26 protein-coding genes are annotated in these 24,037 nt (G+C 48.2%); all 26 read right to left on the bottom strand.

The window, feature by feature from the left end; translation table 11 throughout:
* Positions 1-962, bottom strand: a 962-nt coding sequence (locus AMS66_RS25395; RefSeq protein ID WP_236703623.1) for a deoxyguanosinetriphosphate triphosphohydrolase family protein, incomplete at its 3' end; no start/stop codon positions are given.
* A 624-nt stretch (positions 963-1,586) separates the two neighbouring features.
* Complete coding sequence (gene htpG / locus AMS66_RS25390; RefSeq protein WP_053783429.1) at positions 1,587-3,467, bottom strand: molecular chaperone HtpG; 1,881 nt, start codon at positions 3,465-3,467, stop codon at positions 1,587-1,589.
* An 811-nt stretch (positions 3,468-4,278) separates the two neighbouring features.
* Positions 4,279-5,178 carry a nickel transporter permease gene (gene nikC / locus AMS66_RS25385; protein WP_053783428.1) on the bottom strand — a complete coding sequence of 300 codons (900 nt, stop codon included), beginning with the start codon at positions 5,176-5,178 and terminating at the stop codon, positions 4,279-4,281.
* A 24-nt stretch (positions 5,179-5,202) separates the two neighbouring features.
* Positions 5,203-6,207 (bottom strand): ABC transporter permease, encoded by a 1,005-nt coding sequence (locus AMS66_RS25380; RefSeq protein ID WP_053783427.1) that lies wholly within the window; start codon positions 6,205-6,207, stop codon positions 5,203-5,205.
* Between the two features lie 152 nt (positions 6,208-6,359).
* Positions 6,360-8,012 (bottom strand): ABC transporter substrate-binding protein, encoded by a 1,653-nt coding sequence (locus AMS66_RS25375; protein WP_053783516.1) that lies wholly within the window; start codon positions 8,010-8,012, stop codon positions 6,360-6,362.
* 823 nt (positions 8,013-8,835) lie between these two features.
* Positions 8,836-9,774 (bottom strand): glycoside hydrolase family 25 protein, encoded by a 939-nt coding sequence (locus AMS66_RS25370; protein WP_053783426.1) that lies wholly within the window; start codon positions 9,772-9,774, stop codon positions 8,836-8,838.
* A 124-nt stretch (positions 9,775-9,898) separates the two neighbouring features.
* Positions 9,899-10,396, bottom strand: a complete 498-nt coding sequence (locus AMS66_RS25365; protein ID WP_053783425.1) for a phage holin family protein — start codon at positions 10,394-10,396, stop codon at positions 9,899-9,901.
* 76 nt (positions 10,397-10,472) lie between these two features.
* Positions 10,473-10,595 (bottom strand): hypothetical protein, encoded by a 123-nt coding sequence (locus AMS66_RS34455; RefSeq protein WP_269084572.1) that lies wholly within the window; start codon positions 10,593-10,595, stop codon positions 10,473-10,475.
* Between the two features lie 376 nt (positions 10,596-10,971).
* The gene (locus tag AMS66_RS25360; RefSeq protein WP_053783424.1) at positions 10,972-11,517 is read right to left on the bottom strand and encodes a hypothetical protein; all 546 of its coding nucleotides are present in this window, start codon (positions 11,515-11,517) and stop codon (positions 10,972-10,974) included.
* Positions 11,517-12,119, bottom strand: coding sequence for a hypothetical protein (locus tag AMS66_RS25355; RefSeq protein WP_053783423.1), 603 nt, complete (start codon positions 12,117-12,119; stop codon positions 11,517-11,519). The genes AMS66_RS25360 and AMS66_RS25355 overlap by 1 nt, the downstream gene beginning before the upstream one ends.
* Positions 12,120-12,932: a tail fiber protein gene (locus tag AMS66_RS25350; RefSeq protein WP_053783422.1), complete on the bottom strand. Its 813-nt coding sequence runs from the start codon at positions 12,930-12,932 to the stop codon at positions 12,120-12,122.
* Positions 12,932-13,522 (bottom strand): YmfQ family protein, encoded by a 591-nt coding sequence (locus AMS66_RS25345; protein WP_053783421.1) that lies wholly within the window; start codon positions 13,520-13,522, stop codon positions 12,932-12,934. The genes AMS66_RS25350 and AMS66_RS25345 overlap by 1 nt, the downstream gene beginning before the upstream one ends.
* Positions 13,523-13,567: 45 nt before the next feature.
* Positions 13,568-13,723: a hypothetical protein gene (locus AMS66_RS32840; protein ID WP_160319735.1), complete on the bottom strand. Its 156-nt coding sequence runs from the start codon at positions 13,721-13,723 to the stop codon at positions 13,568-13,570.
* Between the two features lie 20 nt (positions 13,724-13,743).
* Positions 13,744-14,883, bottom strand: a complete 1,140-nt coding sequence (locus AMS66_RS25340; protein WP_053783420.1) for a baseplate J/gp47 family protein — start codon at positions 14,881-14,883, stop codon at positions 13,744-13,746.
* Positions 14,884-14,887: 4 nt separating this feature from the next.
* Positions 14,888-15,346 (bottom strand): DUF2634 domain-containing protein, encoded by a 459-nt coding sequence (locus tag AMS66_RS25335; RefSeq protein ID WP_053783419.1) that lies wholly within the window; start codon positions 15,344-15,346, stop codon positions 14,888-14,890.
* On the bottom strand, positions 15,339-15,749 hold the full coding sequence (locus AMS66_RS25330; protein WP_053783418.1) for a hypothetical protein: 411 nt from the start codon (positions 15,747-15,749) through the stop codon (positions 15,339-15,341). The genes AMS66_RS25335 and AMS66_RS25330 overlap by 8 nt, the downstream gene beginning before the upstream one ends.
* Positions 15,742-16,728: an XkdQ/YqbQ family protein gene (locus AMS66_RS25325; protein ID WP_053783417.1), complete on the bottom strand. Its 987-nt coding sequence runs from the start codon at positions 16,726-16,728 to the stop codon at positions 15,742-15,744. Before AMS66_RS25325 ends, AMS66_RS25330 begins: the two co-directional genes overlap by 8 nt.
* Positions 16,725-17,354 (bottom strand): LysM peptidoglycan-binding domain-containing protein, encoded by a 630-nt coding sequence (locus tag AMS66_RS25320; protein ID WP_053783515.1) that lies wholly within the window; start codon positions 17,352-17,354, stop codon positions 16,725-16,727. The genes AMS66_RS25325 and AMS66_RS25320 overlap by 4 nt, the downstream gene beginning before the upstream one ends.
* Before the next feature lie 54 nt (positions 17,355-17,408).
* On the bottom strand, positions 17,409-19,184 hold the full coding sequence (locus tag AMS66_RS32505) for a hypothetical protein (RefSeq protein ID WP_053783416.1): 1,776 nt from the start codon (positions 19,182-19,184) through the stop codon (positions 17,409-17,411).
* 25 nt (positions 19,185-19,209) lie between these two features.
* Positions 19,210-19,332, bottom strand: coding sequence for a hypothetical protein (locus AMS66_RS34450; protein ID WP_256337973.1), 123 nt, complete (start codon positions 19,330-19,332; stop codon positions 19,210-19,212).
* Positions 19,333-19,367: 35 nt separating this feature from the next.
* Positions 19,368-19,802 (bottom strand): phage tail assembly chaperone, encoded by a 435-nt coding sequence (locus AMS66_RS25310; protein WP_053783415.1) that lies wholly within the window; start codon positions 19,800-19,802, stop codon positions 19,368-19,370.
* A gap of 166 nt (positions 19,803-19,968) precedes the next feature.
* Positions 19,969-20,376, bottom strand: coding sequence for a phage tail tube protein (locus AMS66_RS25305; RefSeq protein WP_053783414.1), 408 nt, complete (start codon positions 20,374-20,376; stop codon positions 19,969-19,971).
* Between the two features lie 57 nt (positions 20,377-20,433).
* On the bottom strand, positions 20,434-21,897 hold the full coding sequence (locus tag AMS66_RS25300) for a phage tail sheath subtilisin-like domain-containing protein (RefSeq protein WP_053783413.1): 1,464 nt from the start codon (positions 21,895-21,897) through the stop codon (positions 20,434-20,436).
* Positions 21,897-22,085, bottom strand: a complete 189-nt coding sequence (locus tag AMS66_RS25295; protein ID WP_236703622.1) for a hypothetical protein — start codon at positions 22,083-22,085, stop codon at positions 21,897-21,899. The genes AMS66_RS25300 and AMS66_RS25295 overlap by 1 nt, the downstream gene beginning before the upstream one ends.
* A 214-nt stretch (positions 22,086-22,299) precedes the next feature.
* A complete protein-coding gene (locus tag AMS66_RS25290; RefSeq protein ID WP_144424609.1) occupies positions 22,300-23,205 on the bottom strand; it encodes a hypothetical protein in 906 nt (301 codons plus the stop codon).
* Between the two features lie 463 nt (positions 23,206-23,668).
* Positions 23,669-24,025, bottom strand: coding sequence for a hypothetical protein (locus AMS66_RS25285; protein WP_053783410.1), 357 nt, complete (start codon positions 24,023-24,025; stop codon positions 23,669-23,671).
* Between the last annotated feature and the right edge of the window lie 12 nt (positions 24,026-24,037).

Here is a 24,037-nt window from a genome sequence, read left to right as displayed (position 1 = left end):
TCGCAGAACGGCATCTTTTCATTCCAGATGCGCAGGAACGAAGCGAGGACTTCTTCGACCTTTTTCCCAATCGCTTCCCTTGTCCATCCGTTCCAGAACAGATCCTCCAGTGTGGTAATCTTATCCACAATCAGTCGATTGATATGCGGATCTTGCAGGAAATGCTCGTGCACTTCGATTTTGCCTGCCTTGATGCCATCTTCCAGATCATGTGCGGAATACGCAATATCATCACAAAGGTCCATCAGCTGCGCTTCCAGTGTCTTTTTACCAGCAGGAATGTCCCAACGATTGCGAATCTCGTGGATATACTGCCATTCATGATGATACATACCTTTCTTGCTCTCCGTGCCAGGATACGGATACTTGTTGATGCCGAGCAGCACCGCATCGGACAGGTTCAGCCCATCGATATCCTCCCGTTTTTCCAAGTACATAATGAGACGGAAGTTATGTGCGTTGCCTTCAAAATGCTCATATTTCCGCTTCAGCTCTGCACGAATCTCCTGTTCCGGTTGTGGTGATTTGGCCCCACGATTTTTCTTCATGATTTTCTTGACCTCCGTGTTGATGAGATCATCAAGGATGCCATCCAGCACTTCTTCCCCTTTATGCCCAAAGGGCGGGTGACCGAAGTCATGAGCTATTGCGGCACACTCCACCACTTCCGAATCAATAATCAGTCCCGGGCTGTCCGCCTGATTCAACTCCACCTCCGGGTAGCGACGCAGCAAACTTCTTGCCGCTTCTCGCGCAATCTGTGCCACCTCCAGGGAGTGAGTCAATCGTGTGCGATAATAATCGCCCGTTCCTGCACCAAACACCTGCGATTTGCCCTGCAGCCGACGGAAGGTCGGTGAATGTATCAGTCTGGAATAGTCCCGCTCATAGGCTGCACGAGCCCCATCCAGTTTCGTTAGTTCAGGATATTGTCTATGTTCTCTCAGATCATTCCATTGCATGTTGATCACTCCTAGCCGACTGTCTCTATTTTGAGTGATTATACACATATTCTGCAGTTTCGAAAAGCAAAACCTGTCTGCGATTGTCATCTCTTCTCACATCAACTTGTGATGCACAGTCGTCTTCTTTTATTATACCCTGCCAGACTATCATTCGTGCACCTAAATGGTAATGATATAAAAAGAAATTATAATATACATTACATCACTCCGCAGACAGAAACCAAATAAGTACTCGCTGTGCAAAGTGGCCGTTCCGGTTACGGATCGTTCTTCCGATCGCTGTTGTTTCCAGGTTTTCTGAATTCCCTTTTTAAAGGGGTAAACCCGGAGAGCTTATGCTTCCGATGCAGCTTTCTTACAGAAAGCTTTCAGGCGAACGCTGCGCTTCTTCAGAATCGATTCCGTCCCCTCCACTACTTTCGCTGCCCATAAATACAATAATGGTATTCACCATTTTCTCGCAAAAAAATAGTGAAGATCAAGTTCAAATTATAAAAATATCATATGAAATTTGATGATATGATAGTCCGTCTCCCCCATCCCCTCCCCGGTAATGGGTAAAGAGGTAAAAATAAAAAAAACCGACAGGACGGAAGCGCCCTGTCGGGTGAAGATGATGGTTTAGACCATAACCTTGCAGATATCGTTGGTGAACTCTACCGGGTCTTGAATTGGCAGTCCTTCGATCAGCAATGCTTGATGATACAACAAGCTGGTGTACAGGTTCAGTTTTTCCTTGTCCTGTGCGAATGCGTCTTTCAGGGATTTGAAGACATCGTGATTTACGTTGATCTCCAGCACTTTATCCGCCTGTACATTTTCGCTGTTCGGCATAGCTTTCAGGATTTTCTCCATCTCAATCGTCAGCTCACCTTCAGTGGACAAACATACCGGATGGCTTCTCAGGCGTTTGGAAGCTTTAACAGCTTTTACTTTGCCGCCGAGCTGCGCTTGCATCGCTTTGAACAACTCTTTGTTGTCATTGTCCTGTGCGTCTGTTTCTTCTTTGTCTGCACTGTCCTCGATGCCCAGGTCACCGCTGGAGATGGATTTGAACTCTTTCTCCTTGTAATTCGTGATCATCTTGATCGCAAATTCGTCGATGTCGTCGGTGAAGTATAAGACTTCGTAGCCTTTGTCGAGTACACCCTCGATCTGTGGCAATTTATCAATCCGTTCAATGGATTCACCAGATGCGTAGTAGATGTATTTCTGATCTTCCGGCATTCTGGAAACGTACTCGTCCAGGCTAACCAGCTTCTTCTCTTTGGAAGAAGAGAACAAGAGCAGATCCTGCAGGGTGTCCTTGTTCACGCCATAGTCGCTGTATACGCCATACTTCAGCTGACGGCCAAACGCTTGATAGAACTTCTCGTAATTCTCACGCTCATCCTTAAGCAGGCTTTGCAGCTGGCTCTTGATCTTGTTCTTGATGTTCTTCGCGATCAGGCTGAGCTGACGGTCATGTTGCAGCATTTCACGGGAAATGTTCAGGGACAGATCTTCCGAATCGACCATACCTTTAACGAATCCGAAGTAATCTGGCAGCAAATCACCGCATTTGTCCATGATCAATACACCGTTAGAGTACAGTTCAAGCCCTTTTTCATACTCTTTTGTATAATAATCAAACGGTGTGTTCTCAGGGATAAACAGGATCGCATTATATACCACTGCGCCATCAGCGCTGATGTGCAGATGTTTGAGCGGTTTGTCAAAACCGTAGCGTTTTTCCATATAGAAGTTGGTGTAGTCATCTTCGGTCAGTTCGCTTTTATTTTTGCTCCAGATCGGCACCATGCTGTTCACGGTTTGCTCTTCTTTGTACTCCTCGAACTCATTCTCCGTACCTTCCTTCGGACGTTGACCTGTCACATCCATCTTGATCGGGTACCGAATGAAGTCGGAGTATTTCTTGATGATCGATCTCAGGCGGTACTCTTCCAAAAATTCGTCATACGAATCTTCTTCGGTATTCTCTTTGATGGTCAGGACGATTTCCGTACCCACAGAATCCTTCTCGGCTGGAGAGATCGTGTATCCATCCGCGCCTTCGGATTCCCATTTCCAGGCTTCGTCGCTGCCCAGTGTTTTACTGGTTACAGTCAGCTTGTCCGCCACCATGAACGCAGAGTAAAAACCAACCCCGAATTGTCCGATGATGTTGTGACCGTCTTTCGCTTCATTCTCTTTCTTGAACGCCAATGAGCCACTCTTCGCGATAACCCCCAGATTGTTCTCCAGCTCTTCTTGGGTCATCCCGATTCCTGTATCAGTGAGCGTAAGCGTACGGTTCTCTTTGTCGATGGTCAGCTTGATGTAGTAGTCCTCTTTGTTGAAGACGAGTGTGTCGTCAGTCAGTGCTTTGTAATATATTTTGTCAATGGCGTCACTGGAGTTGGAGATCAGTTCTCTCAAAAAGATTTCTCTTTGAGTGTAAATGGAGTTGATCATCATATCCAGCAAGCGTTTGGATTCAGCCTGGAATTCTTTTTTAGCCATGAATGGGTGTCTCCTTTCAAATTGGATATAGAATGATTTGGTTGAATATAGAAAGTAAACCTTTGAATACTCCCTTGCAGAATGTTACGTTACTAGAAAAGCCTTCAATCGCTTTGATCCCCAGATTTTTCTGATTCACTCAATTGCTCATTTAAAATAAGTGCATGATTTTCTGCGGTCTAGCCGTTCCGGTTACGAATCGTTTTTCGGATCGCTGTTATCCCCGAATTTCTTTGATTCCCTTTTTGAAAAGGGAGAAATTCAGTGATAAAGGCGAACACTTCGCTTCCTCCAAATCGATTTCGTCCCCTCCACTACTTTTGCATCTGATCAGGAACTGATTTTAAACATTTAGATTTTTATCAAGTAAAAATCTGTTGATCAATCTTGCGCGTGCCAGGCCTTTTCTAGCTCATTCCACTCTCATGTCCTATTCAAGTTTAACTTAATCCATATTCAAAAACACAATCATTCCATATGTAGTCGTTTAAAGTAAATTTCATTTGTTAGCACTCAAGTCATCAGAGTGCTAAACCCTTCCTTTTATATAACATATGGGAAAATTGGGTGTCAATACTCTAGGTGCGAATTTAACAAAATGGTAGATTAACATCCCGTTTATACGCGCACTTTTGATTTTAACGTAATGTCCCAAGTAATACAAAAAGCCAGCTCGAACTGAGGTTCGAACCGGCGTCTGGGTGAGATAAAATAGAAGCTTAGATTCAGTGAAAGCACTCATTATTGAGATATATTATGGCCGTAGATCCTTTTGGTATATGACTGAGCTTCAAATTTGTTGCATACGTGATTATTTTTTAGCCATCTTTGGATCAAGGGTATCGCGCAGGCCGTCACCCAACAAGTTGAAACCGAGCACGGTTAACATGATGGAAAGTCCGGGGAAAATAAGCGTCCACGGCGCTTTTTGCAAAAACTGGCGGGAATCCGACAGCATTTTGCCCCATTCCGGGTCAGGGGGTTGTGCCCCCATGCCGAGAAATCCAAGCGCAGCCGCTTCAATAATCGCTGTTCCAATCCCAAGTGTGCCTTGTACAATGAGCGGGGTGAGGCTATTGGGCAAAATGTGCCGGAACAGAATTCGCATATTGCCAGCACCCAGCGTACGTGCCGATGTAATAAATTCCTCCTGTCTCAAGCTAAGTACCCTTGAACGCACCAACCGTCCGTATGTCGGGATGTTCACGATCGCTATCGCGAGCAATGCATTTTGCAACGAGGGGCCGAGAATCGCCACAATGGCGATCGCCAGCAATATAGCTGGGAAAGCGAGCAAGATATCGAACAAACGTGAGATGAGCATGTCTGCCCATTTTCCATAATACCCAGCAATCAGGCCGAGCAATGCGCCCGCAATAATAGAGCCTATGACGGAAAAGAAACCGACCCACAATGAAATGCGCGCTCCGTGCAGCACTCTGGAGAATACGTCACGCCCGAGATCATCGGTACCGAACCAATGCTCTGCGGAAGGGGCTTGCAGACGATCTGTGAGCACCTGCTCTTTGTAATCATACGGGGCAATATACGGGGCAACAAAGGCCATCAGGATGAAAAAAACGATAATGATCAAGCCTGCCAGCGCAAGCCGATTTCTCCGAAACGTTCTCCAGGCTTCCCGCCATGGACCAGATGCGGGTGCCGACGCGGCGTCCATGGACGCTCCGGTATTGGTCGATAATTTGGCCATGCGGCGTCTCCCTTCTATTCATGTTCATTTATAACTAATTCGAGGATCGAATACGGCGTACAATAAGTCCACAATCAGATTGATCACTACGAAGAAGAATGCCACGATCAGAATGCCGCTCTGGATCACCGGATAGTCTCGCGAACTAATTGCTTCATATATATAGCGACCGACACCTGGCCAGGCAAAGATTGTTTCGGTCAGCACGGCACCGCCTAGCAAGGATCCAGTTTGTATGCCGATGACGGTGAGCACAGGAATAAACGCATTTTTCAACGCATGTCCATATATGACAAAAAACGGACCGAGTCCCTTCGCCTTCGCGGTTCGGATATAATCCGAACTCATTACTTCGAGCATACTGGAACGCGTCATTCGGGCAATAACGGCCATAGGAATCGTGCCGAGCGCGATACTTGGTAGCAGCAAATGTTTTGTTACCGTCCACAGCTGATCCCAGCGTCCAGCAATCATCGTATCCAGCACATACAAGCCCGTAATGGCTTCAATTGGATCACGCGCGTTCATTCGGCCAATGGACGGTAGCCAGTGAAGTTTGTTGGCGAATAGCCATTGTTCCATCAGACCAAGCCAGAAAATCGGCATCGATACACCCACCAATGCAATGACCATACAGCAGTAATCGAACCACGAGTTATGTTTCCACGCACTGACAATCCCGGCATTCACGCCAATAATGACAGCAAACAACATACTCGCCATCGTTAATTCCAGGGTTGCTGTCAGATAAGGAACTATTTCCTGGGCAATCGGAATTTTGGTGCGGATGGATGTACCCAGATCTCCTTTTACCAGATCGCCAAGGTAGGCGAAATATTGTTGAAACCATGGTTTGTCCAGTCCGAGCTGGTCACGCAGAGCTTGCTTGGATTGTTCGGTTGCCTTTTGCCCAAGTATGGTCTCTGCCGGATCACCCGGAATGGCGTGGATAATGGAAAAGACGATCAGGGTCATGCCCAGCAGCACGGGCAGTAACACGAGTACACGTTTGACGATGTAACTGTTCACTCCTCATTCACCTGCCTTTAACGTATAAAAAGCGCTAGCAAACATGCATGCTTTAGATAGTTACGTCCAGATGTGGGTTCTGCCAAGCATTACGTGTTCGCCAGCGCTTTAGACTAATGAATCGTAAATATGAGTTTCAGCTCGTATACAATTTATTCAAAGTAGGCATTGGCATAGGATTCCGTACCCAATGGGGACGGTACAAAATCTTTCAGGTTCGCTTTACCAGCCAAAATCGGGGTTGTGTGCACAAGTGGAATCCATGGCGCATCTTCCTTAATAATCACTTGAGCCTGCTTGTACAGATCCGCACGCTTGTCCTGATCCGTTTCTTTCTGTGCACTCGTCAGCAGCGTATGCAATTCTTCGTTGACGTAAAAGCTGCGGTTATTGCCCGGGATAGCATCCTTATCCAGCAGCGTGTACAGGAAGTTATCCGGGTCACCGTTATCACCGGTCCAGCCGAGCATGTAAATGTCGTCTTTCTCCCCGGCTTTGGCATCATCCAGATACGTTGCCCACTCTGGTGATTCAATGTTGACGGTCACTCCGATTTTCTCAAAATCGGCCTGGATCGCTTCGGCAACTTTCTTGCCATCAGGCATATACGGTCGGGATACCGGCATGGCATAGAATGTTACCGGGTCAGGCAATCCGTCAGGATAGCCAGCATCGGCAAGCAACGCTTTTGCTTTTTCCAGATCATAAGCATAGTCCTCAATACTGTCGTTATACCCCCAAAGCGTTGGCGGCATCGGGTTTACCGCTGGCTGCGCTTGTCCCGCAAAGAAAGCATCAATAATGCCCTGTTTGTTAACTGCATGGTTGAGCGCTTGTCTTACTTTCACGTTATCAAACGGTTTTTTCTTAAAGTTGAAACCAATGTATGACACGTTAAATGGTGGACGCTCGATTTTTTGCAGTTCGCTATTTCCCTTAAGGATGGACAGATCGTCCGGGTTCAGGTCCTCCATGATATCAATCTCGCCGTTTTGCAGCGCATTGAAGCGAGCCGTGTTATCCGGAATGGAACGCACAATCACTTTGTTCAGCTTCGGCAGTCCCTCTTTCCAATAATTCGGATTCTTCTCCAGGGTGATGGAGTCATTTCGCTTCCACTCTTTGAATACAAATGGGCCTGTGCCTACTGGCTCGCTCTTGAAATTTTCCTTTTTCTCCTGAATCGCGGTTGGACTTGCAATACCAAATGGCGTCATCGCAATATTTTGCAGGAAAGGCGCTTGTGGCTGGTTCAGGGTGAACTCAACCGTTGTCTCGTCAATCGCCTTCACTTCCTTAATCACACGTCCGTCTTCCGGACCAAACATGGAATCGTAATAGTCGAAGGAATCTCCCTCAAATTTATATTCACTGGCCGGGTCACTCCATCGCTTGAAGTTGAACACCACAGCCTCTGCGTTGAAGTCGGTACCATCTTGGAATTTCACGCCAGACTTCAGCTTGAAGTCATACTTGAGTCCATCCGCCGAAATCTCCCAGCTATCAGCCAGTCCAGGAACAACCTCGGTTCCACCTTCTTTGTAGTCCAGCAATGAGTCGAATACCTGATGTCCAATCTTCAACGACTCCCCATCCGTAACAATTGCCGGGTCCAGTGCCACGGAATCTCCGCCACGTCCCATAATCATCGTATCCTGTGCTGCCACTTCTGCCGGAGGCTCGCTACCTTCCGCCGGAGCAGGGGAATTGCCCGTACCCTCGTTACTTGCGCTGGAGCAGCCCGATAGAATCATTACTGTACTCATGGCCATTGCCATGACCCCGGATAACCATTTTTTTCTCATTCGCATACGTACAACACCCTTCCCTGGCTCATAATGTGTGTGATACTGGCGTGAAAAAAACTCCAATGATTACAATGGTTCGGTTTGGTACTTTGTATCATATGAAAGGCTTTAGATGCCTGCGATACCTGTGATGTAAATCTGGATAAGTTGAGGCATATATGTAAAATGTTAAACGGGATGTAACCGTACACATTTTGTTAGATTTTTTCGGATGATGTGACGAGTTATATATTCCTGTGGTTGTTGCGTAAAAATTGAACTTAGGTCAATAAGCAACAGTAGAATGGTACCGACTTGGTGGCGATCAAATATGGCTGATTTAGAGAGAGCAGTAGTGTAGTCTGTTGTGGATTTGGGCTTAGGTTGTGACTTGGAGTTAGATCGTTATGGCTAAAGTGTCATTGGCTAAAATCTAATGATGGCGATTAGCTGGAACAGAAAGTTGGTAAACAGAACATTTTAGTGGTTTCTCAAGCAGGTTGGATTGAATTGTTTCAAAACATTGTGAAATTGATCTAGAGATGTTGGATTTTACAACAGGGAGACATTACAATAACTTTTCATGTTAAAGTCTTGTCATGATGAGGAGGATTGTGTAAATAAACAGTGGTGAAAATCGATTTCGTGTAACTTACTTTACATCACATTCATCAATTAGACAAGAGATTTACGGACATAAGTCTTCAACTTTATTATATATGTTAATATCATTTACATAAAACACAAAAAAGGAACACCGTTCGACAAAAAGCGTCGTGTGTCCCTTGTTGTGTTCCCTCTTTTAAAACCGGGTCCATCGTATATTTCAAGTTAGGTCAGCTTATTTTTTGAATAAACCTCTGCGGTACATGACCGTGATAAAACGGTAAAAATCATAACTCGCCCCATTATCGATGCTGAACAGCGGATTTTTGGTGTCATATGCCAGTGCTGCGTCAACGGCCGCTTTTGCCCAGACTGGAACTTCCATCTGCTGACGCGCCTGCAGTTTATCGACCTGGGATTTGAGCGCATCAAACGCTGCTTTCTCTTCGGCTGTCATCGATTCTCCCCCTTTCGGTGGTTCGGTTGGATTCGTGGGATTGGTTGGTTCGGAAGGCTCTGGTGGCTTTGGTGTTGCTGTTGCATATTTTGCTTTCAATTCCGCTGCCGATCCTTGGAACTCGTTCATATCCACGTTGCCGCTGATCCCGTTCACCTTGCCCGAATCCATATACTGCCAGAACGTCCAACGTTTCCAAGCCGGCTGGTCATCCGGTACACGTGTGTTGCTGTAACGCGCAATCCATAGATCGTATGAGCTGAGTGATGTATCAAAATTTCCGGCAAATGAATTGCCCGTGTATATGATCGGTTTCACACCCGTGAGACGTTGCAATTCCGTTAAAAAAGCCTTAGCTACCGTGTTGATCTGAGCTTTGCTCAGGTTACCCGGATTATTCTCATAGTCCATGACAGGAGGTAATTGCAGCGCCTTCGCGCCTCCTACTTTTTGCAATGTCGTGGCATAATGCGCCGCTTCAGCCTTGGCACCATCGGTATTCGTTGCGCGGAAAAAATGATACGTCCCCACCAGCATGCCCGCCGCCAATGCGCCGGTTACATTGGTTTGAAAATTCGGATCGGTATACGTCTGCCCTTCGGTCGCCTTGATGAACACAAATGTCATGCCGTTTGCTTTCACTTTGGCCCAATCGATCGTGCCCTGATAACGGGAGACGTCAATGCCCTGCGTGTTGCCCGAGCTTCTCGTTTGCATGTTTCTCACACCCTTTATGCGGCAAATTGCCGTTTGTATATAGTTAATGATTGGGGATCAGGGGTTGCTTGTGTGCGTGTCCCTGATTGTTGGTAAAAGGTAATTTCGGATGGCTATGGTGGAGCTACTTCGTGCCATCTCTTGTTTGTGGATCTGTATCATCTGGATCTGCCTGTGAAAAAGATTCTTTGGCACTCGGAGAGAAATTTCCGGGGAGTTCGCCGTTTCCTCCCTTGCCCTTGAGTACTTCAATAGCCTGCCTGATCGCAGGAGGGATTGGCGCACCCAGTTTGCCCCCATTTTCAATTATGGACAATAACTCATTCGCGATATAAAAAAAGGCGACCGCATCCCTGAACAAATGTCCGTCTCCCAGAACACCGTCCACCAGATGAGCCACCGATACCATTGCAAAAATAAATACTTTTCGTGCGATACCGAACATTCCGACATTACTCTCTAGCTTGCCAGTCATCCCTGCCGCCGCGATGCCGGTTAGGTAATCGAGGATAACGAACACGAGTAGTACTCCCAACACTCCGGACCAACCTCCGAAAAAGTAGGTTGCTGAGCTGGTTATTAGTGCTATCCCCCATTTCCATAGGGTTTCCCATCGTTCCATGGTTTCACCTCCTTTAATTTTTAATACTATCTGCTCCAGAAGGCATAAAAATAGCGTTCCATTTTGGGAACGCTTTTTACACTGTATCCCCGTTTTGATCATGTGGCACTTCTGAATTGATTGGATAGGGATACGATAACAATGGCTTCAATGTTTCAAGATCGACACGCTCGATAATCTCACCCTCGGAACGATCCAAACCAAATGCCTCTTGTTCGCGTTGGACGACAAGGTACCGACACTATTCGGTACCTTGTCGTCCAACGCTTTATCAACTTGAAATCCTGCTCTCATGTCGTCTCGGCAACGATCCCCGCACTCTCCGGAGTAATAACAATTACGTTCCCATATTGCAGGTCATAGTATACCTTCATAACGACTTTCATTTTCGGTTCTTGTTAGTCCATTTTCCCACTACCTTCCGTATTTTATTGCCCAGCGAAAACCCATCTAATCGCTCCCCTGTCTTTGTTTTTGATATACAAAAATGAGTATGCGGTATAAGCTTTTCTGGCTCACGACTATCACACCCTATCCCCTTGCTTCTATCTCTCTATCTTATCTATCTTATCTATCTAGGCGGTATCAACCCGGAAATTTTGCATGTACAAACTCCCGAACGCTGTTCCAAAATTCCCTCTGACACTCAAACCTAATTTCATAGGCCCGGCATCAGGGTCGAACGCCGCTGGTTTGGAAACGAAAGATTGTTGCCAACCGGAACTAGATGGATTATAGTTACCCACAACCCAACCAGCCAATGCAGAATCGTCTGTTTTCACGATTACATGTGAATGACTTATGTTAGGCACTCCGTCAGTGGCGGAAGAGTTATTCAAAAACCAAACAACCCCTTTGGCGTCTTCCAAGCCTAGAGTAATAAGAACGTTGCCACCTCCAGAGTATCCGACACTTAATCGGGCTGAGTTTGAAATAGGTGCTATGCTTATAACCCTTGTCCCGGTTGGAACCATTGTGATGATCGTGCCGACTCCGTTAATGCCACTCTGCCAAGTCGAACCAGCGCTGAGAATGGAAGGTGTGAGCGAAGTCGCTTCTACCGCCTTTGGAAATCCATCCATCCCGTAATTATCCAAATAATAATTATCTAAGTATGGCATTAGTTCACCACCAAAGCATTGACATGAACAGTAACAGAGGTTGACATGTTAGACACTCGGCAAACGACTGATTCGTTGTCCAATACCTGATCTAAAAATGGAATAAACAAGGTATCCAACGGTTTTAATGCTTTTCCGTAAATGACATAATCGTTCCCCAGTTTCATGTAAAAATCTATCGGGCTCGTTGAAAGCGTGCATATGACTATTGATTTAACAATCATTTTTCCTGCTGGAATAACTGTAGTATCTTTTGTGTTAACATTCATTCTGGCGGTGAGTATGTCGGTCCTGTCGGTTACCTTGCCACTTAACCTAACTGATAAGGCATTTGCAGTCGGGCAATAAACAAGCACTTGTTCCCCTGCTTTCATAACTTGATCTAATACAGGTATAACCAAAGTTTGACCCGGTTCGATGTCGCGTAATCGAGCGAAGTCGATGCCTTGTAAATTCACACTAAACATTTGTTTAGTCGCACTTGTATTGCATATGGTTAGCGATTTTAGGATTACTGTTTTACCAAATGGGACTGTATAAATACTGCTAACCGAATTGGTGGATGTGTAACCTCCGTATAACTTTTGTGTTATTACAGCCATCTACAACGCCCCCCATAGCTTTGATTGTTCTATTGATCGAATAAGCAATTGATCGTTAGCGTCTTGGTTCCATGACGTTGCATCGTCCCCGCGTGTCAACATGATTCGTCGTATAGCTTTTGTACCTGAAGGTATGCTTGGAGCGATATACAATCTAATAGTGTATGGACTTAGACTTGCTGGTGCCTTAAATGTGACTGAGTTCCGATGCCATTTCCCCATCTCAGTAGCACCTGTTTGCGCGATAACTTCCCCGTTGTTCAATACTTGTATCACAATATAACTACCAATAGGTGATGTTAATTGATTCAAAAATTCGGCAGAAAGTGTGTAAGTAAATCCGTTTATCAATGGGACGTCGACAGATCGTAAGTCAGCTACGACATTCGTCGGTGTCGATTGATACACGTAAAATGCATCACCCTCAGGCACAAACATGTTAGATGTTAAAAATGGTACTCCGCCAAAATTAGCCCACCCATGTAATCCCAATTCTGCTGAACTATTAGGCAAAAGATTAGATGGCCGATTCTTACTGATCGCTCCTTTTCTTACATCATTCAACGCCTTCTCCGTCGCCGCCAACGTCTCAGATGTCCCATCCGTCCTACTCGACAGCTGAACCTTCCCTTTCTGCGTCAAAGACGCATCAGGAATATCCATCTTGCTCACTGCTTCACGAAGCGTATCCAGATCCGTCTTCGTCGCAACTCCTGCATCAATCTTTTCAAAAATTCCGTTAATACTCTCCCGGGTCACATTCTCGTTCCCCAAGGGAAGAGGTAATTTCAATCGATCCGTTTCTTTTGGCATTACGCCCACACCTCCAGTTCATTCCACGTCAGGGACGCGGCGTCTAGTTCATCCCACGTTTTCTGCTTCTTGTCCAGATCGTCCCAGATCAGATAGCGATACTCATATTCCACGGCCATGTGGGCCGGTTTTAGTTCATCAATCGCGCGTTTGAGATCGTCAATATTGGGCGGGATGCCCATCGTATCCACAAAGCTCACCGTGAAGCTCCACGCTTCCGGCTGAAACGTTACATCCACTTTGCCTCCAGCGTACGCCTCAGCTACATTCGCAACCAGTCTGCCCGAAAACTTCCCGGCACCCCGCAGCTTGGACTCCACCACGGCACGCCGCTGCTCCACAGGTTTGAGACGATCTGTCTCAATGCCAAGCTCCTGCTCCCAGAATTCCAGGCCCCACGTCGCCGTACGGACAAAAAACTGATCCAATGTCTCATCCAGTGCCTGATACAGCAGATCCATCTCAGATCCTTTGGACTGCATATCGGCCTGCATCACACGTGAAGTCTCATAATAGCTCGGCAAATACGAGAACAGCTCCCGCCCTTTCTCACTCGTCAGTCCAACATGTACAGCAGAAGGAGCACTCATGCCCTATCCCCTCCCTTCCTTTCACGTCAATGCAAAATGCTTCGCTCAAATGTTGCGTTCCCGAGCGGCGTACCGCACGACCCAAGCACTCTTCTTGCCCGCCACTTTCTTCATTTCCAGTTGAACCGGATGCCGCATAGTCAGAACATTCCCGATGTCCCATACTGCCTTCATCGCCGCATTCACGAATTGCATCATCATCTATCATCTGGCCCTGCACGCTACTCATGCACATCCACCGTCCCCAGCACGGCCACCTGACTCGCTTTCATCTCAATATTCTGGTCGCTTACACCGTTCACGGTCAGCTCCGAATAGTCGATAATCGGCGGAATGTCAAGCAGGATTGCGGCAATACGGGTGTAGCGCACAAGTGGATCGGCAAAAGCCAACTGTTTCAGATACGCGGTCACCCCGCGTTCGATCAACGCCCGTACATCTGCCAACGTCGCATCGCTTGCCAGCGTCAGCTTCACCTGAATGTTCATCGGCACTTCCTCTGCTGGCATCACGTTCACCACTGGGCCAGCTGGTGCAACGCCTTCCCCTTGTCCATCTTGCGTCGGGTCCACATACTTCTGCACAGCCGCCACCAGATCGCTGCCCGCGGCACGTTTGTCCGTATCCAGCAAATACAATCCCACCGTGCCCGGCCCCTGCCATAACGGAATTACACGCGTTGCACCAACCCCTGGTACTTCACTGGCCCATTGCACATATTGCGATTTGTTGCCGCTTGTCCCCTGATTGCGGACTTTGGCATAAAAGCGTTCCAACAGCGCTGTATCTGCCTCGATATCCGCACCGCCCTTGATCACCTCAACATTAGTTACAGACGTAACGCCACTCACTGGTGTGGACAGCACAGTTACCGTGCCCGCAGGCACATTGCTTTCTTTTCCGGCAATAAGCGCCCGCACGCCAACACTGCCCAGACCATCTTCTCCCAGCTCCACCCGACTAACGGTTTCATATTCGAGTGAAGCCTCACCGGAGATTTCATCGGCCAAAGTAGCCACAACCGTGCCCGCAGGAATCACCTTGCCCGGCGTACCCGCGAATCTAACCGCACCTTGCGCCGCCACCGCAGCCCGCCGCGTAATGCCGTGCTCTCCTGCCCGCAGATCCATTTCTTCCGAACGAAAATTCGAATCGCTGCTCGCCGCAGTACTCGCAAACCCGCGCCGCAGTAATTCCTGCGCCCACAAAGCCGCCTCGGACAGCATAAAAGCTACCGGAGCCTCCGCATCCCACAGAAAAGAACCTTCCGACTTGTCCAGATCCGCGGGCAGACGATCCAGCATACGCTGCATAATCTGTTCCTCCGTCTGGTCCTCCAAATAACGCGGAATCTCAGCCATCCCGTCAGATCACCTCACTTTCCAGAATAAACATCTCTTCCTGCACACTCGCCACACGACACGAGAACATGCACTGCTCCCGATTCCAATCAAACGTGAACTGGTCCACAGAATCTGTGCGTGGATCAGCCAGCAGCGTTTCCGTAACCATCCGGGTGATCTCACTTTCCATCACGCCCCGGCTGTCCCCCTGACCGACCAACTCATCCAGCTCCGAACCATAGTTCCGGGAGTAAATCACATGTCTGTACCGCGGCGTCTTCACCGCCTTGATGCACCATTGCACCCAGGCTTCATGCGCACCTGCCACAGCGACTTTGCCACTTGGGGTCAGCACAAAATCCCCCGCTTCGTAATCGAATCGCCAGCTCCGTCCAAATCGTACCTCTTCCGAAGCCACTCCTGACAGATCTTCCTCATCATCTCCCCATACCAAACCCGTTTCCGGGAACAAACTAGGCATTCGCACTCACCACCTTACACAGCACCACAATGTCGTTACCGCCATTCACCCGCATCGCCAGCACACGGTCTCCCGCTTTCAATCCTTTACCGAGAGACCACACCGCTTCTTTCACTTCCCCTTTTTGCAAAAGAAACCGTCCCGTGCCCGTCGTTCCGCCGTTTGCCACGTCAGGTATACCGGAAATCGCGCCAGCAGCCTCGCGCTCCGGCAATCCAAGCGTGCCCGGCAACTCGGCCACGAGATAGTCCTGCACTTCGTGCTTGAAATCATCCAACTTCACGCCGGATGAAGTCATCGTACCCAGCACCGCTCCCATGCCGCTCACAGCCTGACGGGTTTGCGTACTCATTGCACCCCGCATGACCTCAGCAAAATGCCCGTACGGATCTTCTTTATTCAAGGTAAACCCTCCTTTTCACCATCTCGACCGTGCCCAGTTCCAACGTCATCGTTCCAGGTCCAGCGGACAGATCACGGCTAACGGACATGACGATCAGTTTCAACCCTTTGAGCAGCACCGCGTCTCCGGCACGAATCGTATTCACATCTGGTGCAGATACGGTAAAGGTCTCCTGAATACCCGTCAGGCGGCTTTTCGCTAGCTTCTTGGCAGCAGTCGCTGTTTTCACCTGATCGTCCTCGATCAGCTTTTGCAGCGTGCCCAGTTCGGCTACACCATCCTGCTCAATCGCGAGCACTTTGGAAGGAACCTCTTTGCCGCTGCTGGACTCCGAGGCCGCCATCACTTTAACTTTGGTGACCGCGCCTTCGAGCGTACGCATCTGAGTCAGATCGATCAGTCGATCCAGCTCGTGCGCCTTTGCATTACTGCCCACCTTGAACAGCTGCAACCCGCCCGGCGTCATCCGCGGATGATACATATCCCCACCGGACTTCACCGTTTCCTTCAGATCGGCAAACACCATCGAAAAAATCGTCTGCGACCGATACACCGCTTTGCTCAGCTTCGTTTTGGTATCCGGCAGAGCGGCGTATGGAATTTTCCATTCCTTGGCGTACGTTTTGAGACGCTGTGTGGCAGTCTGGTCTTTCGGCAGCAGGAACTCATCCTCTGATTTTTCCAGATAAATCATCCGGTCGTACACCGTAAGAGATAGCCGCTTAGTACCGCTGTTCGAGCTTTCCACCTCCCAGATGACCGCAGGATGCAGCAAGTGAACCATTGATTTTTCGCCAAAAGGAACCCCGCTAATCCGTACCGCCATACCCGGTGATATCGCAGGCAGACCCGAAGACGCAGACACCGCCAGCCGGATGTTGGCCTGATAGGCAATCTGGTCGAGCGAATCTTTCAGCGTAATTGTCTCCACCAACTTGGTGATGTCATATTTGTCATCTACAATGACCTTGTAGGTCATGGCATCACCAGCTTTTGTCCGGGCTTGATCCGATTCGGATCACTGCCGATGGTCTTCGCGTTGAGCTTGTAAATCTCGTTCCATTTGGAACTGCTGCCCAGCTCAAGCTTTGCTATTTTGGACAGGGAATCGCCAGATTTGACGGTGTAGGTCTTGCTGCTCGTTTTCAGATCAGTACGAGAACCCGACTTGCTCGCAGATGTTGCACCGCCAACCTTCTCCACTTTGGAATCCCGCCACGTTCGCAGCGTAATGTCAAAGTAAATATCCCCGCTCTCACCGCCTCGGAAGGTCGTATTGTGCGAGATCAGATACACGGGCACATTTACTCCCGTGTTGGTAATGATAAAGCGCAGTGGCTTTTTCGATACCAGAAACGTATTCAGCATATTCATCGCTACACGTGGATCAGGCAAAGGCTCGTACATGCAATAGGACGCATCATATTCTTTGGGAAAAAAAGAAGAGAAGGTGATCTCCTTCACCTTCTCCCCCTGCGCAAAATCAAATTCGCCATACTCCAGCATATTAATCGTTTCGTATCCCTTGGATCGGGAGATCGTCAGTTCTTCCGGTTTTACCGGAAATTGAAACTTCGTTTTTCCGTCGATCAGGGTAAATTCCATCTTGATACCTTCCACGTTATCTTTAAATACAGTCATGACAGGCCTCCTTTCTGCTTAGGCCATAATCGTTTTTCGATTTTCCATCGCACGGCGCACTTCGCCTGCAAATCTCATGCCAACCTGATGTGAGATCGCATCGTAGTCGATGGCGTTCTCCCGGACAGTCACCTGCACAGCACCTTGTGGTACGTTTACGGAGATCTGGTTGGTCGTCTCGGTTTTAAAATCCTTCAAGTAACCGGACAGACTACTCATCTGGTCTTCGGATATTTGTACCGTCATCGTGGACGATTTGCCATTGGCATTCGTTTGAGCTCCGTTACCAAGCGCCATCGCTTGGTTCTGCATCACGCTTGTTCCCATAAATGCAGCAGATGTGGACTGGCCGACCTTATTGTTCATAAAAGCCGCCGGCCCCGTCATGGTCAGTGCCGGTGGAATATAGGCAGGTGGCATCTGCGGACCTGTTGCTACTTGCGACGTTGAAGCCATCGTTGCCGCCGATACGGTTTTGTTCTCCTTCTTCGAGCCAAAACCGAAGAAACTGGATATGCCATCGGTGATGTTTTTCGTTTTCTCAGAGACGTAATCCGCTGCACCCGACAATGCATTACCCACACCTTCGGTAGCATTGGACATGAATCTTCCAATATCCTTGGATTTGTCCCCGATCCAGCCGCCTGCTGCACTGCCAGCCCAACCGCCGACTGCGCCCCCAACCCAAGTTCCAATTCCCGGCAAAAGGACACTGCCGATGGCGCTACCAATCGCCGTACCTGCTGTGCCACCAATCATGGAACCCACAGCTCGGCCACGTTCTTCAGGGGGCGCGGTAGCTATGTTCGCCACATCCGCCAGCATGCTGATCGGACGAATCAATTTTCCAGCACCTTTCGCAAGACCGCCACCCAGTTTGCCCAACATGCCATCACCCGAGAGCATGTTGGACATTGCCATAGGAGAACTGGACATTAGACCTGAGACTAGATTGGATGTTTTGCCACGACCAAACATTCGGTTTCTGGCAATGTTTTTGGCTTCTTGAAAGGCACGATCTGATGTGTCTGTATGAATTTGGGACACGCTCGGCGTTGGTGCGGGAGTTGGAGTAGCTGCTCTGGAAGTAAACCTTCCTCCACCTCGTCCACCAGATACTCTCCGGGCAGGCGGTTTGCTTGGTGTGTCGCTACCCGTTCTTGAACTGTTTCGTGTTTGACTCTTGCCTTTCTTACCTTCGGTCACTTCTGTAGTCACACTCGGATTACTCGCTTTATTCTTTTTAGCCTTTCTATCGGACCACCGTTTTTTACCTTTCCCAATCAAATCGGTTAAATTATTTGCTGCATCCAATCCAGTAATGGTCCATTCTAGTGCTTTTTCAAGCCAACCTTTATCATCTTCTTTAGCCACATTATTAATCGTGGTATTATGACTCCCGATCACAACGGACATGGAAGACCCACTCGCCGGATTCATCTTACCCATCGCCACTTCAACCTTCTGCTTCACCTCAACTGATACCGTTCCCGAAGCCTTCACCATCTGATTTCGAAAACTGTTCAGTTTCGCCAATGCACGATCTAAGGCAGGGCTTAATTGATCATTCAAACCAATCGTTGGTGTGATCCGCAGCCTGCTCAACCGAACGGCCGTACTATAAATATGCTCCAGCCTGCGTCCGGTCGTTCTCAGCTCATTGTTCACCTTGATCAGACTCTGATAGCGAACTCTGCCCAGACGTTCAGTCGAACGCTGGATCTGATCCAGATAACGAAGCGTTGTCTTCATTTCCGCATTGGACTTGGACAAACCTACAATCATTTCTGCCATTCTTTCACCTCCTGCCCTTTCTAAATTATCGATTCATTTGCGAGGTAATCGCTGCCATTTCCTCTTCCGAAAAAGCAATCAACAGCGAGCGTTCCCCACGCGGCAAAGACCAGAATTCTCCGGGCCGCAGATGATGACGAACCCACATGTGATACAGGAACGTGGTCATCCCGCCGGAGTGAATCAGTTTTTTAGGTCTTCAATCTCCACACCGAAGCCGGACAGCTCCAGTACTTTATCCCCTACAGCATCCAGCTCACCTGCGAGCAGCATGCGACGAACCGCTTGTTCCCCACCGGACAGCTTCATACGACCCGTGATACGGTTGTCTCCCCAGCCGGACAGTTCGAGTCCGCGCACATTCATTTTCACCGTTGCTTCGGAGATCAGCAGCGCGTTAAACGTTTCTGTATCCACCTTTTCCTCGGTGCGGCCTTTGACCGTTTTGCGAATCGTACAGCGTTCGCGGATCTGATCCACTTTGGAGGACGTCAATCCACGCAGGGTCAGCAATAGATCCAGGCGCTGAATACGCACATTCTCCTCTGGCAAACGTTCCGCTGCTTCAAACAACTGGTCCAAAATTTGTTCTTCAGACATATTTTCATTCATACTCATGGGGCTCGATCTCCTTCTCATTTCACAATTGGGTTCATGTATCTCAACAATTAGGGACAACAAATAGACCGAGATGCTCTCAGCCTGCATGTGTGTCCCTCTCATGTTAAGTCAACTTGCTCACACGTTCGATCAGACAAGCTTCATTACGAAGTCATTCCAACCCTTAGTTCGCAACAATCGGATTCAACAGTTCAAACCCTTCAAACGTAAAACCTGTTTCCTCCGGTACTTCCTCACCCGCTGTCCAGTTGGCTAGCTGGATTTTGTCCACCATGCAGCCTTTCAGCAAGACGCTCTCATGTCCATACGACTCCGGATCGTTCAGCTTCGAGATAATCTGGAACTTGGTGAAACCACGTACGATCATGTCCGACGTCACTTTGTAACCGGTCATCGTGCCTGTTCCTTTTTTCGCACCGTTTTTGTGTACTTTCCAGTCGTTACCGACCAGATTCAGTTCTCGTTTCTCAATCTCTACGCTGGCCTCCAGCTTATTAATGTTCGTCTGCCACACACCATCGATATGCAGCTGACCATGGGTACCGAGAATCACTCTTGACGCATCCAACATTTACAATTCCTCCTTGGGATCATTTCAAATGTATTTATAAGTTCTTCCGTCTACTGTTTATTGCACGTAAAACGTACCAAACAACTGCTCCATCACATCCGTCAGCTTCACATTCCATTGCAGGAATACCTGATCTGCCTCCGGCTTGAGAATTGGTGCAGCCCCATAATATGCCGGGTCGAGAACGACATCGTATCCCTCAGCTTCAATGACATTACTCTGTGCGAGCAGTGCCAGATAGGCTTTCATCGCACCGATCAACGCCTGACGACCCTCTTCCGTATTGTTCACTTTGCCGATATACGTATCTTCAGCAGAGCGCTGCAAATCCGTATTAATCGCATCCATAACACGAATCGAACGGATTTTTTTCCAGGCATTATTCTGTCCTGCAGCAGGGGTTACAAGTGTATTAACTCCACGAAGCGCCTTCACCTGACGTCCATCATGGAAGAAAATAAATACGCCGTTCTGTACCGCCTGCTCCTGCTCTGCACGCGTCCAGCGGCGTGTTACGTCATCGAACGGAGAAGGTGCGTATGTTGTGGATTCATTCAGACGTTGTCCGGCAATCAGACCCGCGACAAAAGCAGACGTTTCCGCCGAGCTATAGAAAGCATCTCCCAATCGCACACCCGTACCAACATTAATTACGCCTTCGTGATTCAACGTAAGTGAACGTGCAGAAGCCTTCTGTGCAGCTGTTGCGGAAGTATCATCCGCCGTGGTGCCGCCGAATACAGCCATCACTGGCTTACCCTCACTGCGTACACGTTTGACCCAAGCCGCAAAGCTCGCCAGCAAAGGTGCATCCGCCGCATGATCCAGTGCCAACACGTCAAATTGCTCACCTTCCAGCGCGCCCTGTACAGCGATATACTCTGCATTGGTCAGACCATCGTTGCCACTTGCGCCACCTTTGAACGCCGCTCCTGCAACGGTTGCCACGACACCTGTACCCTCACCAATCGCCTGAGCGTTAATCCAAATGTTGCTTTCATCCGCATTGATCTCTTTCGCCAGCGACGCTGCCGAAATATCCGCAGTCAGCAGTGCATACAGCATCCGGTTACCTTCAAACAGGCGAACCTCATGCTTCGTATTATCAATTACACCCGGCTGAATCGTGACGTAGAATCCGTTACCCCGGTCACCCGGATACTTCGCGTCCAGTTGCAGAACGGATGCATCACTGCTGTCTTTCAGCGTAAGCGTGGCTGCTTTTGCTGTTGCTCCGACCACCCGATAAGCGAGCAGCTTTTTCGGTCCACCCAGCAGGGCGAGCTTCAAGGAAGTATAAGCTGTCCCGTTATCCAGGGCATGTGCCGAGAAAATACGTTCAATTGCAGCTTCACTGCCGACTTCTACAAAAGTGCCCACCGGACCCCAGTTTGCCTTAATCGGCACAACAACCGTTCCGCGATTACCAGCCTGAATGGCCGAAGATGCCGCCGCCTGAAAATTCATATATAAGCCCGGAAGTACCGGACGATTCGTTTGCTCCCAAGTTCCGCCTGCCATTATCCCTTCACCTTCGCTTTCATAAATTGGTTGATACGTTCCTGTGCTTCTTCAATGGAAAACGTCTCTTGCGCTGCTTCGTACAGCGCACCGTACAGCACCTCTGCCTGAACGGCAAAGAGAGCTTCAGCATGATTCATCAGCTCGGCCCGCGTATATTGCGGGGCAGCCTGTTTGCTTTTTTTCACGGAGCTTGCCATGGCCATCTCACCTCATTGTTTGACTATGATTTTGCAAAACGATAATTTCACGTTATGACTTCCGAGTTACGATCTTGAAGCATGAAGCTATAATTTTGAACTATGAATTTTTGATCCTATGAACCTACGATTTTGATGCTAAAGCTATCATTTTTAAAGCTACAATCTGGAACCTGTACTCAGATTTCCTCTCGACTATCGTTTACTCTATCCCCTTGCTATGATGAATTTCGCGGATCAAAGGTGCATCCGTTCCTGGACGGCGAATACGCTGCTGCAGCGTCAGACGAATCTGTCCGTTCAAGTAGGCATCTGCCTGCAAGTCAGCAGAAACTTCATCCACCGTCACATATCGCGTATCGCCTGTATCCGTCAAAGCAATTCGGGTCTGCACAGCCAGTTGTTCAACCAGAAGTGTGACCGTTTGTCGGACATCGCCCACATTCACAGCCAGCACATGCCCAATCCAATGCTTCCGAATCTCCAGCGCAGAAGTCCCTGCAGTAGTTGTACTGCATCCCGTCAATCGCCACAGTATGGACTGGGCCCTATAACCTCCAGGCCAGACATCCCCATATATGGACCATTCCTGTCCGAGCTGAGTTCGTGTCCAGCCCTGAAGTGCAGCCATCCACGGATCTGCTATTTCAGTCTGAGCGTGTTCCACCGTTTCCGGAACATACACCCCAAACCGCAGGCTGCGCGTAACCAGTCCAGAACTGGCGTCCACACGATCGCAATCCGAAGAACCCAGATAAATACAGGTAAATGCCCCGCCCTCTTCATCCTCCAGCCTGAACTGGTGCAGTCCTTCCATCAGCGCTGCTGACCATACTTCTACTTGTTCAGCACCTCCATCTTCGGGGCGTGCATATGGAGAGATTTTGATGATCCTCCTATACCCCGCCCAAGCAGACTTCGGTACTTCTTCCGAAAAAGCAATCACGGCACAGGGTCCGGTTAACACCTCTCCCGATGCAGGAATATCCTGTACGCGACCGTTCCATGCCGGAACAAGAGCCGCAAGCTTCTGCTTCAGCGTTCGCCTGATGACGTTGCTCATTTGCCCTGTGCTAGCCGTGTTGTTTAACCCACTACTCGTAGACACATTCATTTCGCCCCCTTCAGCTGCGAGTTTGCGTTCTGCTCCACATAGTGCAGCGACAATGTTGCAGCAGCGAATTCCCCCTTTGACTCAGCCTCTGAGTATTACGGCGTCATAGCTGGACACCATTCACCGCAACAAAAAGACCAGCCCCTTGTGGCCGGTCTGTGTACATTAGCGTATGTGCTTTCGGTGTGTGTCCTTTGCTATTGATCCGATAATACAATCTTACACCCTTTCATCCCTAGCGCGGATGGTGATTCGTACGACTTAGGTGTGATTAAGGCTGCATCTGGGGTGGAAAAAAGACGATAACTTAGTTAAAGTATCTTATCTTGGTTCTATCTATCATAATATTTTATAAACAATCTTTAATTTTATCTTTTATTGAATATACTGATCCAGAACTAATAAATAGTAAAATTTATGCCACATGTATCATCCCTCTACGTGTTATTACATTATTCTATTTTTTTGTATACTTGTTATTATAGGCGATGAGATATTTATCTGTAGAGTCTTCTACAGCAATCATATCTATACTGTTTTCGTTTTTGATTTTAAATAGTTTTGTGCCTACTTTGTATGTGTTGGAGCTTATAATGTTCTCATCATCATGATCACTCTCATTCGTTGAGGATAGTTCTATCTCACCTATTTGTTCAGCTAGTTCTTCCTCTGAGATGATGTCATTGCTTGTAATATAGACTTCTCCCTTTAGTTTTACCATTTTATCTGAAGCAAAACTTCCTGAGGAAGATGAACACCCAATCAAAAGTAAAATCAAAGAAACGACCGGAATAAATAACAATTTTCTTTTCATATTACCTCCAGG

This window comes from Paenibacillus xylanivorans (genome assembly GCF_001280595.1).
Lineage (GTDB): Bacteria > Bacillota > Bacilli > Paenibacillales > Paenibacillaceae > Paenibacillus > Paenibacillus xylanivorans.
This window is presented reverse-complemented; position numbering and strand designations above follow the sequence as displayed.

Coding starts and splice junctions, on each gene's coding strand:
- htpG (WP_053783429.1), bottom strand. CDS start 3,467: ATGGCTAAAAAAGAATTCCAGGCTGAATCCAAACGCTTGCTGGATATG.
- nikC (WP_053783428.1), bottom strand. CDS start 5,178: ATGGCCAAATTATCGACCAATACCGGAGCGTCCATGGACGCCGCGTCG.
- AMS66_RS25375 (WP_053783516.1), bottom strand. CDS start 8,012: ATGAGAAAAAAATGGTTATCCGGGGTCATGGCAATGGCCATGAGTACA.
- AMS66_RS25370 (WP_053783426.1), bottom strand. CDS start 9,774: ATGCAAACGAGAAGCTCGGGCAACACGCAGGGCATTGACGTCTCCCGT.
- AMS66_RS25365 (WP_053783425.1), bottom strand. CDS start 10,396: ATGGAACGATGGGAAACCCTATGGAAATGGGGGATAGCACTAATAACC.
- AMS66_RS25360 (WP_053783424.1), bottom strand. CDS start 11,517: ATGCCATACTTAGATAATTATTATTTGGATAATTACGGGATGGATGGA.
- AMS66_RS25355 (WP_053783423.1), bottom strand. CDS start 12,119: ATGGCTGTAATAACACAAAAGTTATACGGAGGTTACACATCCACCAAT.
- AMS66_RS25350 (WP_053783422.1), bottom strand. CDS start 12,932: ATGCCAAAAGAAACGGATCGATTGAAATTACCTCTTCCCTTGGGGAAC.
- AMS66_RS25345 (WP_053783421.1), bottom strand. CDS start 13,522: ATGAGTGCTCCTTCTGCTGTACATGTTGGACTGACGAGTGAGAAAGGG.
- AMS66_RS32840 (WP_160319735.1), bottom strand. CDS start 13,723: ATGATGATGCAATTCGTGAATGCGGCGATGAAGGCAGTATGGGACATC.
- AMS66_RS25340 (WP_053783420.1), bottom strand. CDS start 14,883: ATGGCTGAGATTCCGCGTTATTTGGAGGACCAGACGGAGGAACAGATT.
- AMS66_RS25335 (WP_053783419.1), bottom strand. CDS start 15,346: ATGCCTAGTTTGTTCCCGGAAACGGGTTTGGTATGGGGAGATGATGAG.
- AMS66_RS25325 (WP_053783417.1), bottom strand. CDS start 16,728: ATGACCTACAAGGTCATTGTAGATGACAAATATGACATCACCAAGTTG.
- AMS66_RS25320 (WP_053783515.1), bottom strand. CDS start 17,354: ATGGAATTTACCCTGATCGACGGAAAAACGAAGTTTCAATTTCCGGTA.
- AMS66_RS32505 (WP_053783416.1), bottom strand. CDS start 19,184: ATGGCAGAAATGATTGTAGGTTTGTCCAAGTCCAATGCGGAAATGAAG.
- AMS66_RS34450 (WP_256337973.1), bottom strand. CDS start 19,332: ATGTGGGTTCGTCATCATCTGCGGCCCGGAGAATTCTGGTCTTTGCCG.
- AMS66_RS25310 (WP_053783415.1), bottom strand. CDS start 19,802: ATGAGTATGAATGAAAATATGTCTGAAGAACAAATTTTGGACCAGTTG.
- AMS66_RS25305 (WP_053783414.1), bottom strand. CDS start 20,376: ATGTTGGATGCGTCAAGAGTGATTCTCGGTACCCATGGTCAGCTGCAT.
- AMS66_RS25300 (WP_053783413.1), bottom strand. CDS start 21,897: ATGGCAGGCGGAACTTGGGAGCAAACGAATCGTCCGGTACTTCCGGGC.
- AMS66_RS25285 (WP_053783410.1), bottom strand. CDS start 24,025: ATGAAAAGAAAATTGTTATTTATTCCGGTCGTTTCTTTGATTTTACTT.